This is a genomic window from Bacillus sp. SIMBA_031, from assembly GCF_046535225.1.
GTDB classification, from domain to species: Bacteria; Bacillota; Bacilli; order Bacillales; family Bacillaceae; genus Bacillus; species Bacillus velezensis.
Window position 1 is genome coordinate 347,136 of the sequence record NZ_JAWRXC010000003.1, and the last position, 13,954, is coordinate 361,089.

The window sequence follows — 13,954 nt, forward strand, 5'->3', positions numbered from 1 at the left end:
GATATGGGTAAGGAATACGATTGATGGGGATTCTTAGTCATATAGGGTGCGCCCCATTTCGAAAAGGAGTGAATCATGGTGTCAGAAGAAAAAATTTATGATGTGATCATTATCGGCGCGGGTCCGGCGGGGATGACCGCTGCTGTTTACACATCACGAGCGAACTTATCCACATTAATGATCGAAAGAGGAATTCCGGGCGGCCAGATGGCCAACACGGAGGATGTTGAAAACTATCCGGGTTTTGAAAGCATTCTCGGCCCTGAACTTTCTAATAAAATGTTTGAACATGCGAAAAAATTCGGTGCGGAATATGCGTACGGCGATATTAAAGAAATCGTTGACGGCAAAGAATATAAAACGGTCAAAGCCGGTTCAAAAGAATATAAAGCGCGCGCCATCGTCATTTCTGCCGGAGCGGAATACAAAAAGATCGGCGTTCCGGGCGAAAAAGAACTGGGCGGCCGCGGCGTATCGTACTGCGCGGTTTGTGACGGCGCGTTCTTTAAAAATAAAGAGCTTGTCGTTGTCGGCGGCGGAGACTCCGCCGTTGAAGAAGGCGTCTATCTGACACGCTTCGCTTCAAAAGTCACCATCGTTCACAGACGTGACAAATTGCGTGCGCAAAGCATTCTTCAGGCGCGTGCCTTTGACAATGAGAAAATTGACTTCAAATGGAACAAAACCGTAAAAGAAATCCATGAGGAAAACGGAAAAGTCGGCAGACTTACTCTTGTGGATACCGTGACGGGAGAAGAGGAAGAATTCAAAGCTGACGGCGTCTTTATTTATATCGGTATGCTTCCGCTTTCTAAACCGTTCGAGAACTTGGGCATCACAAATGAAGAAGGCTACATTGAAACAAACGCTCAAATGGAGACAAAAGTTCCAGGCATTTTCGCCGCGGGAGACATCCGTGAAAAAACGCTCCGCCAGATCGTAACGGCGACAGGCGACGGAAGTATTGCGGCTCAAAGCGTTCAGCATTATGTGGAAGAGCTTGAGGAAACGCTCAAAACGGTTAAATAATCACTGTAATGTTCAGTTTTTGAATCGTTACTGTGTTTTAATTACGCTGTAACACGGGTGAAATACTGATGTTTTAAGATGAATGTAGTAATTGACCCCCTTTTTAATGAATACACTTTGGCACGGATTCCAGTATCCGTGCCCTTTTTTTGCGATTTTCTGTTTTCTGTCAAATAAAAGAAAAGGATGTAGGTGTCTCTGCATTGTGAGAGACATGCCGAAACGGTATAATGAAGAGACGATGATTTGTTGAGAAGGTTAGGTGACGTACTTGTGCAAAGAGTGACAAATTGTGTGCTGCAGACAGATGATCAGGTTCTCCTTCTCCAAAAGCCGAGACGGGGCTGGTGGGTCGCGCCCGGCGGGAAGATGGAAAGCGGCGAGTCCGTCAGGGATTCCGTCATCAGAGAGTACAGAGAAGAGACGGGCATTTATATACTAAATCCGCAGTTAAAAGGCGTGTTTACCTTTATTATTAAGGAACAGGAACAAATCGTGTCAGAGTGGATGATGTTTACTTTCGTCGCCGATTCCTACACGGGGCGGAATGTCGCTGAATCAGAGGAAGGCGTTCTGAAGTGGCATGACGTAAAAGATATCCACAGCCTTCCGATGGCCCCCGGAGACGGGCATATCCTTGATTTTATGATCAAGGGCCAAGGGCTTTTGCACGGCACCTTTACGTATACGCCGGACTTCGAGCTGCTCAGCTATCGTTTAGATCCGCAGTTTATTAAATAAAAGAAAGACCGCAGGGGGGAGAAAGATGAGTATGAATGAAAACCATGATATTCAGCTCGTCATCATTACGGGAATGTCTGGAGCGGGGAAAACCGTCGCCATTCAAAGCTTTGAGGATCTCGGCTATTTTTGCGTCGACAATCTGCCGCCTTCCTTGCTGCCGAAATTTTTGGAGCTGATGAAAGAATCAAGTTCAAAAATGAGCAAGGTCGCGCTTGTCATGGATCTGCGGGGACGTGAATTTTTTGACAGGCTGATTGAGGCGCTGGATGAAATGGCGGAAAATCCGTGGATTACACCGCGCATTCTCTTTTTAGACGCTAAGGATTCCATCCTTGTGACGAGATACAAAGAAACAAGGCGTTCTCACCCGCTGGCCGCTACCGGGCTTCCTCTCGAAGGAATCGCGCTGGAACGCCAGCTGCTTGAAGAATTGAAAGGGCGCTCTCAGCTGATCTATGACACATCGGATATGAAACCGCGTGATCTGCGTGAAAAAATCGTGGCGCATTTCGCCACGAACCAAGGTGAAACATTTACAGTGAACGTAATGTCATTCGGGTTCAAATACGGGCTTCCGATAGATGCCGACCTCGTGTTTGATGTAAGGTTTCTGCCGAATCCGTTCTACATTGAGAGCATGAGGCCGCTTACGGGGAAAGATGAGGAAGTGTCATCCTATGTGATGAAGTGGAACGAAACACAAAAGTTTATTGAAAAGCTTGTTGATCTGCTCGGCTTTATGCTTCCGTCTTATAAGCGGGAAGGTAAAAGCCAGCTTGTCATCGCGATCGGCTGTACGGGCGGCCAGCACCGCTCCGTCACGCTCGCTGAGTATTTGGCTGACTATTTTAAAAAAGATTTCTATACTCATGTCACTCACCGGGACATTGAAAAGAGAAGCCGGAAATGAATAAGAAGCCGAAAATCGCAATCTTCGGCGGCGGAACGGGTCTGTCCGTGCTGCTTCGGGGGTTAAAGCATAAGCCCGTTGATATTACGGCGATTGTGACAGTTGCTGATGACGGGGGAAGTTCAGGCCGTCTGCGGGATGAACTTCAAATTCCGCCGCCGGGTGACATTCGTAACGTACTGGCCGCTTTGTCAGATGTTGAGCCGCTCGTTGAAAATCTGTTTCAGCATCGTTTCAACAAAGGAAGCGACTTAACCGGACATTCGCTCGGCAATTTGATTTTGGCAGCGATGACAAATATAACCGGTGATTTCTTTCACGCTGTCACCGAAATGAGCAAGGTGCTGAATGTCCGCGGCAGAGTGCTGCCGGCTGCCAACACCAGTGTCGTTCTTCACGCTGAAATGGAGGACGGGCAGGTCGTCTCCGGAGAATCGACAATCCCTTCTTACGGACAGCGGATTAAACGGGTGTTTCTTACGCCTGAAAAAATTGATCCGCTCCCGGAAACGATTGACGTCATCCGTCAGGCCGATTTAATCATTATCGGTCCGGGAAGCCTGTACACAAGCATTCTTCCGAATCTGCTCGTGCCGAAAATCGGAGAAGAAGTCGTCAAGGCTGCGGCCAAAAAAGTATATATATGCAACGTCATGACACAGCCCGGCGAGACGCTGCAATACAGTGCGGCCGACCATGTCAAGGCGCTGAACGATCATATGGAGCAGCCGTTTATCGACACGATCTTAATCAACAATGAGGAGATCCCTGACGAAATCAAAAGCAAATATGCGAAAGAGCTGGCCCGGCCCGTCGACTTCAATGTTGAGAAGCTGAAATCCATGGGGCTTGAGGTCATCAGGGATCAGATTATCACGTATAAAAATGGCGTAATCCGTCACGATACACATAAAGTGGCTTCTCTTCTTGTCGATTTATTAAGGGACTAGAGGCCTTTTGAAATGAGGTGGCTAATATGTCATTTGCATCGGAAACAAAAAAAGAACTGACGAATCTGGAAGTGAAGGACTGCTGCGCCAAGGCGGAGCTGTCCGCGCTGATTCGGATGAACGGTTCCCTGTCATTTTCAAACCGCCATCTCGTGCTTGACGTTCAAACCGAAAATGCGGCGATTGCCCGCCGCATTTATACATTGCTGAAGAAACAATATGATGTATCGGTCGAACTGTTAGTCAGAAAAAAAATGCGGCTGAAAAAAAATAATGTTTATATTGTGCGCTTTTCTGAAAATGCAAAGCTGATTTTAGAGGAATTGAAAATCCTCGGAGAGAACTTTATATTTGAACGGAATATTTCTGAGGAACTGGTGGCGAAACGGTGCTGCAAACGTTCTTATATGAGAGGGGCGTTTTTGGCGGGGGGATCTGTGAATAATCCCGAAACATCGTCGTACCACTTGGAAATCTTCTCGCTTTATAAGGAACATAACGATTCATTATGCGCGCTGCTGAATGAATTTCATCTGAACAGCAAAACGCTTGAACGGAAAAAAGGCTATATTACGTATTTAAAAGAGGCGGAAAAAATCACTGAATTTCTGAATGTCATCGGCGCTCACAATTCACTGCTGCGTTTTGAAGATGTGAGGATTGTCAGAGATATGAGAAACTCAGTGAACCGCCTCGTCAATTGTGAAACAGCAAACTTAAACAAAACCATCGGGGCTTCGCTCAGACAGGTGGAAAATATTAAATACATTGATGAACGGATCGGTCTTGAAGCGCTGCCGGAAAAGCTTCGCGAAATTGCGCAGCTGCGGATTGATTATCAGGAGGTCACGCTGAAAGAACTGGGGGAAATGGTTGCAAGCGGGAAAATCAGCAAATCCGGCATCAATCACAGGCTGAGAAAGCTCGATGAAATCGCAGAACAGCTGCGTACAGGACAAACCATCACTTTGAAATAACCGTACAGAAAAGGGGAGATCTTATGGTTCAGGGGAAAGTGGAAGTGCGTTTAAAGACGGGATTGCAGGCGCGCCCCGCTGCATTGTTTGTACAGGAGGCAAATCGTTTTGCATCAGATGTGTTTCTTGAGAAAAACGGCAAGAAAGTGAATGCCAAAAGCATTATGGGATTAATGAGCCTGGCGGTCAGCACGGGGACGGAAGTCACTCTGATCGCTGAAGGCGATGATGAAAAGGAAGCGCTGGAAAAGTTGTCCGCTTATGTGCAGGAAGAAGTGTAAACACTTTGTAAGGGGGACGGAACGATGAATGAGTTTCTGAAAGATTGTTATCAAACGATAGGCTGGGAAAAGGATTCCCTCGATTTCAGCAACCTGCCGGAGTTTTTAAAGGCGCTCGCGTATCGGTTTCCGTTTGAAAATCGCGCGGTTTTGTCCAAAAAAGAATATGACGTCACGAAAGAAGGACTGTGGCGGCACATGGTGAAGGAACCTCATGGCGGCCTTTGCTATGACTTGAACGGACTGCTTTATTTCATCCTGAAAGATGCCGGATTGGATGTCAAATTGATCCGCGGAACGGTCTGGAAAAACGGCTGGGCGCTGCCCGGCACACATGCGGCCGTACTTCTTTCCGCCGGAGGGAATGAGTACATCGCTGATGCAGGCTTCGGCCTCAATCTCGCCATGCAGCCTGTGCCGATGTCGGGAGACGAGACGGTATCAGCGGCCGGAGCGTTCCGCGTGAAGATAGAAGAGACGGAATTCGGAACATTCCTGCTTGAAATGAACAAAGGGGACGGCTGGCAGACAGGTTACGCATTTTCGCTTGAAGAAATCGATGAAAAGGACCTCAAGTCTATGAAACAAACAATCTTTGAACATGAACGCTCTCCTTTCAACAAACGCCTGCTTGCTTCTAAGCGGACACCGGAAGGGCACATGGTTCTGTCTGAACGCAATATAACAATAAAAAAACACGATGGCACGGCGGAAAACAGCAGAATAGACCGGTCAGAGTTTGAAGAAAAATTTACTGCTCATTTTATATGAAGCTCGCAGGTTCTCTGCAAAAAAAACGGCCTCCGCAGGGAAGCCGTTTTTTGTATGTGTTTATCTCATTTTTGTAAAGGTTTTATAATGATCTGTCGTCTTATAAATCAGCCAGTCGCTTGAGTAAAGAATCCGGTCTGAATTTCTGAAGCCTGATGTATAGCTAATATCCGCTTCACGCCACGTCCGTCCGCTTTTGGCAGGGAGTTTGCCTTCCCTGTTTGAGAAGATGTCTCCGCCGATGCTTTTCCCCGGAGCGACGTCTGCAAGATTCCCCTTTGATGCAACCCAGCCGAGGGCCTGCGCTTCTGACTTTGTAATGTAATTATCAGGAAGCTTATGATAGGTCTGAAGATAATCCGCAACCCCGTCAAACGTGTTGATAACCTGTGCTTCAGTGTGCGCCTTGTGAGAAGATGTATCCGTCTTGGCAGCCGTGGAAAACAGCATCCCCGCCGCGGAGAACAGCACCAGCAAACAAACGGAAATCCACGATAATCGTTTTTTCAAAGCAATACCTCCCATTTTTATCATGTGAAGCTGATTCCTTTTCATTGTATCAGCATCGAGAGAAAGGAATAGAAAGAATTTAAAAATAGAACTTTTGATCTAGCGAAAAATAAACCCCGGCTAACGGCCGGGATTTTTCATCTCATTGAAATTCCTTCGTGAGGTTTTTCGGCGTTTTTCCGTATACGGCGTCAATCATGTTTTGTGCGGCTTGCTTGAACATATTCAAGCGGATTTTTGCCGTTGCTGACCCGATATGCGGAAGCAAGGTGACGTTTTCCAGCTGCAGGAGCGGATTGTCTTCGGTGATCGGCTCTTTTTCAAACACATCTAAACCGGCGCCTTTTATCCAGCCCTCCTGCAATGCGCGGATGAGCGCTTTCTCATCAACCGTCTTTCCCCGGGAAATATTGACGAAACATGCCGTATCTTTCATCAATTTAAATTCCCGCTCTCCCATCATATGATACGTTTCGTCAGTAAGCGGCGTAATTAAAAGCACAAAGTCTGATGTTTTCAGCAGTGTATCTAAGTCGGCATATGTAACCCCGAGTTCCTTCTCAGCATCCGGTTTTCTGCTGCGGTTATAATACAGCACGTCCATATCGAAGCCGAATTTTGCCCGTTTGGCAGCTTGTTCACCGATTCTGCCCATGCCGATAATTCCTAATGTCTGATGGTGGACATCCATACCGAAAAGAGATTCTTCCTCAACGGTTCCCCATTTGCCGGCGCGGACGAATCGATCCAATTCGGCAACCCGTCTGGCGGAAGACAGGATTAATGAAAAAGCCAGATCAGCGACAGTGTCATCTAAGGTGTACGGCGTATGCGTGCCGACAACCCCGCGTCTTTTCATTTCTTCAATATTAAAATTATCATAGCCGACTGAATTATTGCTGACGACTTTCAGCTTCGGCGCGTGATCCAGTAAATCACTGTCAACCGCCGTTCCGGATGTCAGCAGCCCTTCAGCATCTTTCATTTTTTCGTACAGTTCCTCTTTTGGAATGGTATCTTCTTTCCAGATGTCATATCGGCAATGCTCGCCTATCATTTGTTCGACTTCCGGCGGTATCGGTTTCGCGATGAATACATAGGGTTTCAACGGGCTTCTCCTCCTTTGTCTTTCTTCTCTATTTTATTATATAAGAGAAGCGGTAACGTGAGAAATATTCAAACGCATTACGATAAATTTCTGGTTCTTTTGAACTTAAAATGAAAGAAAAAGAAATGTACATGCTTGATTTCTCCAAACAATAACAGAATCCGCCTATATTTCTGAAGGCAAAATGAGCGGAACCGCTGTTTTCAAAAGCTTTATAGGTTGGTGTAAAGATAAATTTTATTATTTTTGAAAGATATAAATGAACATAATCTGAATTTACAGTCAAATTATCGTGTCTTTTTTTGAAAGCGCTTTTGAGGCCTTTTTCTGTGCTATAATTCCTTACTGTAAGCTGGGTAAGAAGGCTTGCAATACAATCGGATGGGAGATGAATAGAAAAATGGTTTCTTTATCAAGCATTTTGGAGCACAACCAGCAGTTTGTCCAAGAAAGGAAATATGAACCTTACCAAACGACAAAATTCCCGAAAAAAAAGCTTGTCATCGTATCCTGTATGGATACAAGGCTGACGGAGCTTCTGCCGCAGGCGATGGGACTCAGAAACGGCGATGCCAAAATCATAAAAAACGCGGGAGCCATTGTTTCTCACCCATTTGGAAGTGTCATGCGGAGCATTTTGGTTGCCGTTTATGAACTGCAGGCAGAGGAAGTCTGCATCATAGGTCACCGCGAGTGCGGAATGTCGGGATTAAATGCGGCTTCCATATTAAATAAAGCAAAAGAGCGCGGCGTGGAGGACAAATGTCTCAGCCTTCTGCAGCATGCGGGAGTCGATTTGGAAACATGGCTGACCGGTTTTCACAGCGTCGAAGAAAGCGTGGCTCACAGTGTGAATATGGTCAGGCATCATCCGCTCTTGCCTGAAGAGGTGCCGGTGCACGGGCTGGTGATCGATCCGGGGACGGGGACGCTGGATGTTGTCGTTGACGGTTATGAAACAGTCAAAGGAGGATGCAGCTGACGATGCAATTTACCGGCAGATATCAGGGATACAATTTGCAGAAATTTCAGAAAGACTTAATCGCGGGAATTGTGGTCGGAATTGTAGCGATTCCATTGGGAATGGCCTTTGCCATCGCCTCGGGGGTCGGTCCGGAATACGGGCTTTACACCGTTATTGTGGCCGGAATTCTAATTTCGCTGTTGGGCGGCTCTAAATATCAGATCGGCGGGCCTACGGGGGCGTTTGTTCCTATTTTATTTGCCATTGTGATGCAGTATGGTTTTGAGAATTTACTTGTAGCCGGTTTTATGGCAGGCGTCATGCTCGTCCTGTTTGGCGTATTTAAGCTCGGAAAGATTATGAAATTCGTGCCGAAGCCGGTGATCGTCGGATTTACGGCCGGAATTGCGGTGCTGATTTTCTCGGAGCAGATTGCCCATTTTCTCGGTCTGCGCGATATCCAAAAGCATGAAAGCTTTATCCTCAACATTGCGGAAATCGGCAAGAAGCTCGGAACCTTTAATTTGTACAGCATCCTCATCGCGGGAATTGCTTTGGCCATTTTGCTGTTATCAGCCAGGCTGATGCCGAAGATTCCGGGCGCGCTTGTGGCGCTGCTTGTCTCTACAGCCGCGGCGGTCGTGTTTTTTCCTGACAAAATGGCGACAATCGGTTCTGCTTACGGGGAAATCCCGCGGCAGCTTCCGGCTTTCCAGCTTCCGGATTTCTCAATTGATAACATGATCATGATGTTTCCGTCGGCTCTGATCATTGCGCTTCTCGGCGGACTTGAGTCCATATTATCGGCGATGGTAGCGGACAATATGAAAGGATCACGGCATGACAGCAATAGGGAGCTTGTCGGGCAGGGCATCGCCAATATGGCAGCGCCGCTTTTCGGCGGCATACCGGCAACGGGAGCGATTGCGCGGACCGCCACAAATATTAAAAACGGCGCAGTTTCTCCGATTTCCGGTGTTGTCCACGGAGTCACCGTCCTCCTCGTACTGCTCGTCTTCGCCCCGCTTGCCGTTCATGTACCGCTTGCAAGCATGGCACCGGTATTGATGGTGGTGGCTTGGAACATGAGTGAGCGGAGGGAAGTCGCCAATATGATGCGGCTGAAAAACACTGATTCATTCGTACTGGCGGCAACCTTTTTACTGACGGTTCTGTTTGATTTAATCATCGGCGTTTCTGCCGGTCTCGTGCTCGCTTTTGTTTTCTTTATCAGAAAAATGAGCGAATCAACAAGCATCAAAACACCGCATGCCGCTGTCAAATCGGTTAAAAATGATTCATCCGTCAGCACATATTCCATTGAAGGGCCGCTGTTTTTCGGTTCAATTGATTCACTGGAATCATCGCTGCTGGAGAGGCTTCAGGAAAAGCCGAAGACGCTTATTCTGCTGATGAATAATGTACATTACATGGATACCTCCGCAGAAGCGGTGCTGGGGAACGTGATGAACCGGATCAAACGGCATAACGGGAGATTGATGATCGTCGGATTGCAATCACAGCCGAGAGAGCTGATCCGGAAGACGGGGCTGTTTCATAAAATCGGGAAACAGCATTTCTTTGAGCATCAGGACGAGATAACGGGATAAATTCAGATACGGCCTGTCCATGAAAAGCGGACAGGCCGTGTTTTTATTCGGTTTCAAAGCGCTTGATCAGTTTTTCCTGATGGGCTTTCATCGCATCTTCTAACGTGATTCCGTACTTATCGGCAAGGATGGCCAGATTTCCGAGGACGTCACCCATTTCTTCAATCAGCTCCTGCCTGCGTTCAGCCTGTGTCGCGTCCTTTTCATCCGGCCGGTCTCTGCCGATTTCATATGCTCTTACCGCTCGGGCGAGCTCACCCGCCTCTTCCATTAAAAAGCCGATTCTGATAAATGGCCCGTACGCCGTCCATCCTCGTTTTTCATAAAAATCTTTCGTCCATCGTTCTGCTTCAGCCATCTGCATGTGAAACACTCCTTATGTCCTGTATGATTCTTATTGATATTATCATATAGAGATGGGACAATATATAGTGTATTTTGATTTATTGATGTACATATATAGATATGGAGATGAAAAAATGAAAACCATTTGTGTATTTGCGGGGTCAAACCCGGGGGTAAATGAAGAGTACAAACGCAAAGCGGCCGAACTGGGTGAATATATGGCGGAGCAGGGAATCGGCCTTGTTTACGGCGGCTCACGGGTCGGTCTGATGGGAACCGTCGCGGATGCGTTAATGGCAGGCGGCGGAAAAGCTGTCGGCGTCATGCCGAGCGGGCTGTTCAGCGGAGAGGTTGTTCATCAGAATCTGACGGAGCTGATTGAAGTCAGCGGCATGCATGAGCGGAAAGCGAAAATGAGTGAACTTGCCGACGGGTACATTGCCATGCCCGGCGGCTTCGGAACATATGAAGAGTTATTTGAAGTGCTGTGCTGGGCGCAAATCGGCATTCATCAAAAACCGATCGGACTGTACAATGTGAACGGGTATTTTGAGCCGATGATGAAGATGGTCAAGTACAGCATTCAGGAAGGATTTTCGAATGAGTCTCATTTGAAGCTGATACACAGCTCCTCCCGCCCGGATGAGCTGATTGAGCAGATGAACAATTACTCGTACCCGATCCTTCAGAAAAAATGGACGGAAATATAAAAAAGAGCCATCTGGCATGTGTGTGAGTGCCGGGCGGACTTCATTAAAATCGAGTGTATTTGACAATGTGAGATTTCCTTAGGGAAATCTTTTTTTTATGTCCAGATTACCATCGTAGTATAATTTAACTAATTCGGATTGACTATCTAAAAGCGGAAGGAGACGGAAAATGGCGACGTTGTCAGATGTGGCTAAGAGAGCGAATGTTTCGAAAATGACGGTGTCACGTGTGATTAATCACCCTGATACGGTAACAGATGAACTGAAAAAGCTCGTTCATTCCGCAATGAAAGAGCTGAATTACATCCCTAATTATGCGGCAAGAGCGCTTGTGCAAAACAGAACACAGGTTGTCAAATTGCTGATTCTTGAGGAAATGGATACGACCGAACCCTATTACATGAACTTGCTGACCGGAATCAGCCGGGAGCTGGATCGCCATCATTATGCTTTGCAGCTTGTGACAAGAAATTCACTCAATATCGGGCAATGCGACGGCATTATTGCCACCGGCTTGAGAAAGGCCGATTTTGAATTTGTCATCAAAGCTTTTGAAAAGCCGTTAGTCGTATTTGGAGAAAATGAAATGGGCTATGATTTCGTCGATGTGAATAACGAAAAAGGGACTTTTATGGCAACCCGCCATGTCATGGGGCTGGGGGAGCGTGAGGTTGTCTTTTTCGGCATTGATTTGGATGAGCCATTCGAACGCTCAAGAGAACAGGGGTATATTCGGGCGATGAAAGAGAGCTGCAGAGAAACGAAGCTGTTTCGGATCGCTAACAGTTCAAAAAAAAGCGAAAGTCTGGCAAGAGAAGTTTTGAAAACGCTCGGCCGGCAAGCCGCGTTTGTCTGCGCCACCGACCGAATCGCGCTCGGGGTCATTCGTGCGGTGCAGTCACTCGGAAAACGAATTCCCGAAGATGTGGCCGTTACTGGAAATGACGGTGTTTTTCTTGACCGCATTTCCTCCCCGCGGCTGACTACGGTCAGACAGCCGGTTGTGGAAATGGGAGAGGCCTGTGCGAAAATGCTGCTGAAAAAAATGAATGAAGGCGGCGCAGCTCAAGGTCATTTGTTTTTTGAACCGGAGTTAATTGTGCGGGAATCAACTTTGTGAAAGCTTGATTCTGTTATCGGTAACAAGAGAAAAACGATTGCTTCTCCCGATTTCATCATGCTACCTTCAAAGCATAAGCCAGCCTATAAAAAAGGGGGAAACATGATGGAATATGCCGCAATACACCATCAGCCGTTCAGTGCTGATGCTTATTCATATGACGGGCGGACGGTGCATATCAAAATCCGGACGAAAAAAGGTGATGCTGATCAGATTCGATTGGTTTGGGGCGATCCTTATGAATACAGCGGCGGCAGGTGGTCGGCAGCCGAGCAGCCAATGAGAAAAACAGCCGCAACCCAAAACCATGATTATTGGTTTGCTGAAGTGTCGCCGCCATTCAGGCGTTTGCAATATGCATTTATTGTCTCAGACCAGCATGAAAACATCTTTTTCGGAGCGTCAGGGGTCTGTCCTGTAAATAAAAAAACGCTGGAAACGATTCATTATTATTTTAAGCTTCCGTTTGTTCATGAGGCGGATACATTTCAAGCGCCTGAATGGGCGAAATCAACGGTTTGGTATCAAATTTTTCCGGAACGTTTTGCGAATGGAAGAGAAGACCTGTCACCGGAAGCTGCACTGCCTTGGGGGAGCAAGGACCCGGACGTTAATGATTTTTTTGGCGGAGATTTGCAGGGGATTATTGACAAGCTCGATTATTTAGAAGAATTAGGGGTGAACGGAATTTATTTAACTCCGATCTTCTCCTCTCCATCCAACCATAAATATGACACGCTGGATTACTATTCCATCGATCCGCATTTTGGGGATCGGGAGCTTTTCCGGACATTGGTCAGCCGGCTTCATGAGCGGGGAATGAAAATTATGCTTGATGCTGTTTTTAATCATATAGGCAGCGCTTCTCCGCAATGGCAGGATGTTGTAAAACACGGGGCCCGGTCCCGCTACAAAGACTGGTTCCATATTCACTCTTTTCCTGTGAAAGAAGACAATTATGACAGGTTTGCGTTTACGCCTGATATGCCGAAGCTGAATACGGCTAATCCGGAAGTACAGAGGTATTTGTTTGAGATTGCTTTGTACTGGATTCGTGAATTTGACATTGACGGATGGCGTTTAGATGTGGCAAATGAAGTGGATCACGCTTTCTGGAAGGCATTCAGGCAGGCTGTAACGGCCGAGAAGCCCGATCTTTATATTTTGGGTGAGATATGGCATTCATCGGAACCTTGGCTCAGAGGAGATGAGTTTCATGCCGTGATGAATTATCCTTTCACAGAGCCGATGATTGCTTATTTTGCTGACCGGGAGATTACTGCTTCATCCATGGCCTATCGATTAAACGCGCACTTGATGAATGGGATGCGGCAGGCCAACGAGGTGATGTTTAATTTACTGGACAGCCATGATACAGAACGTCTTCTGACAAGGTGCGGAAATGATGAGAAAACAGCCCGCGCTCTGCTGGCCTTTATGTTTGCCCAGTCAGGGGCGCCCTGCATCTACTACGGAACGGAAATCGGTCTGGACGGCGGGAGAGATCCATTATGCCGGAAGTGTATGATTTGGGAAAAGGAAAAGCAAAACCGGGAAATGCTCAGCTTTATGAAACGCTTAATCACCTTACGAAAAAAAGAAAACGCTTTATTGACGTACGGAAGTCTTGAGTGGCATCTGCTTGATGATCAAAACGATTGTATCAGTTTTTCGAGGGTTTTCAATGGCAGGCAATTGATTTTCTATTTTAATCAGGGGAATCGGGCCGGGGAAATCCGTTTACAAGATTTTAATATGGAGAGAAGCAGAATAGTTTACGATGCGTGGACGGATCAGATCCTTCAACATGATGCCGCTATTGCTGTTCAGCCGGGAGAATTTTTGATTTTGAGTGCTGACGCCCCTGTCTGAATTCTGTTATCGGTAACAGACTGAAAGGCTTTGAAACCGCTTTCTCTAACGGA

15 protein-coding genes are annotated in these 13,954 nt (G+C 46.9%); 12 read left to right on the forward strand and 3 right to left on the reverse strand.

Annotation, left to right across the window (positions count from 1 at the left end; translation table 11 throughout):
* Positions 1–78: 78 nt before the first annotated feature.
* The 7 genes from trxB (at position 79) to SB724_RS11685 (ending at position 5,662) form a co-directional block, all read left to right on the forward strand.
* On the forward strand, positions 79–1,029 hold the full coding sequence (gene trxB / locus SB724_RS11655; RefSeq protein ID WP_007407423.1) for a thioredoxin-disulfide reductase: 951 nt from the start codon (positions 79–81) through the stop codon (positions 1,027–1,029).
* Between the two features lie 273 nt (positions 1,030–1,302).
* The gene (locus SB724_RS11660) at positions 1,303–1,770 is read left to right on the forward strand and encodes an 8-oxo-dGTP diphosphatase (protein WP_029325815.1); all 468 of its coding nucleotides are present in this window, start codon (positions 1,303–1,305) and stop codon (positions 1,768–1,770) included.
* A 25-nt stretch (positions 1,771–1,795) separates the two neighbouring features.
* On the forward strand, positions 1,796–2,683 hold the full coding sequence (gene rapZ / locus SB724_RS11665) for an RNase adapter RapZ (RefSeq protein WP_012118535.1): 888 nt from the start codon (positions 1,796–1,798) through the stop codon (positions 2,681–2,683).
* The gene (locus tag SB724_RS11670; RefSeq protein ID WP_007407422.1) at positions 2,680–3,633 is read left to right on the forward strand and encodes a gluconeogenesis factor YvcK family protein; all 954 of its coding nucleotides are present in this window, start codon (positions 2,680–2,682) and stop codon (positions 3,631–3,633) included. Before rapZ ends, SB724_RS11670 begins: the two co-directional genes overlap by 4 nt.
* Positions 3,634–3,659: 26 nt before the next feature.
* Positions 3,660–4,610: a DNA-binding protein WhiA gene (gene whiA, locus SB724_RS11675; protein WP_410571204.1), complete on the forward strand. Its 951-nt coding sequence runs from the start codon at positions 3,660–3,662 to the stop codon at positions 4,608–4,610.
* A gap of 23 nt (positions 4,611–4,633) precedes the next feature.
* On the forward strand, positions 4,634–4,891 hold the full coding sequence (locus SB724_RS11680; RefSeq protein ID WP_003151495.1) for an HPr family phosphocarrier protein: 258 nt from the start codon (positions 4,634–4,636) through the stop codon (positions 4,889–4,891).
* Positions 4,892–4,915: 24 nt separating this feature from the next.
* Positions 4,916–5,662: an arylamine N-acetyltransferase family protein gene (locus tag SB724_RS11685; protein ID WP_410571206.1), complete on the forward strand. Its 747-nt coding sequence runs from the start codon at positions 4,916–4,918 to the stop codon at positions 5,660–5,662.
* A gap of 60 nt (positions 5,663–5,722) precedes the next feature.
* Here SB724_RS11685 and SB724_RS11690 read toward each other — a convergent pair whose 3' ends face one another.
* Positions 5,723–6,112 (reverse strand): ribonuclease, encoded by a 390-nt coding sequence (locus SB724_RS11690; RefSeq protein ID WP_410571383.1) that lies wholly within the window; start codon positions 6,110–6,112, stop codon positions 5,723–5,725.
* Positions 6,113–6,314: 202 nt separating this feature from the next.
* The gene (locus tag SB724_RS11695) at positions 6,315–7,280 is read right to left on the reverse strand and encodes a 2-hydroxyacid dehydrogenase (RefSeq protein WP_410571208.1); all 966 of its coding nucleotides are present in this window, start codon (positions 7,278–7,280) and stop codon (positions 6,315–6,317) included.
* A 400-nt stretch (positions 7,281–7,680) separates the two neighbouring features.
* Between SB724_RS11695 and SB724_RS11700 the strand changes: the two genes are divergently transcribed.
* Together SB724_RS11700 and SB724_RS11705 are read left to right on the forward strand one after the other, a co-directional pair.
* Complete coding sequence (locus SB724_RS11700) at positions 7,681–8,262, forward strand: beta-class carbonic anhydrase (RefSeq protein WP_003151503.1); 582 nt, start codon at positions 7,681–7,683, stop codon at positions 8,260–8,262.
* Positions 8,263–8,264: 2 nt separating this feature from the next.
* Positions 8,265–9,854 carry a SulP family inorganic anion transporter gene (locus tag SB724_RS11705; protein WP_029325817.1) on the forward strand — a complete coding sequence of 530 codons (1,590 nt, stop codon included), beginning with the start codon at positions 8,265–8,267 and terminating at the stop codon, positions 9,852–9,854.
* Positions 9,855–9,897: 43 nt separating this feature from the next.
* Here the strand turns inward: SB724_RS11705 and SB724_RS11710 are convergent, their stop codons facing one another.
* A complete protein-coding gene (locus SB724_RS11710) occupies positions 9,898–10,218 on the reverse strand; it encodes a MazG nucleotide pyrophosphohydrolase domain-containing protein (protein ID WP_014418960.1) in 321 nt (106 codons plus the stop codon).
* 115 nt (positions 10,219–10,333) lie between these two features.
* Here SB724_RS11710 and SB724_RS11715 point away from each other — a divergent pair, with 115 nt between their 5' ends.
* From SB724_RS11715 to SB724_RS11725, 3 genes are all read left to right on the forward strand, one after another.
* Positions 10,334–10,909 carry an LOG family protein gene (locus SB724_RS11715; RefSeq protein WP_014418959.1) on the forward strand — a complete coding sequence of 192 codons (576 nt, stop codon included), beginning with the start codon at positions 10,334–10,336 and terminating at the stop codon, positions 10,907–10,909.
* 169 nt (positions 10,910–11,078) lie between these two features.
* Positions 11,079–12,029: a LacI family DNA-binding transcriptional regulator gene (locus tag SB724_RS11720; RefSeq protein WP_014418958.1), complete on the forward strand. Its 951-nt coding sequence runs from the start codon at positions 11,079–11,081 to the stop codon at positions 12,027–12,029.
* A gap of 102 nt (positions 12,030–12,131) precedes the next feature.
* Positions 12,132–13,901: a glycoside hydrolase family 13 protein gene (locus SB724_RS11725; RefSeq protein ID WP_410571212.1), complete on the forward strand. Its 1,770-nt coding sequence runs from the start codon at positions 12,132–12,134 to the stop codon at positions 13,899–13,901.
* Positions 13,902–13,954 lie beyond the last annotated feature (53 nt).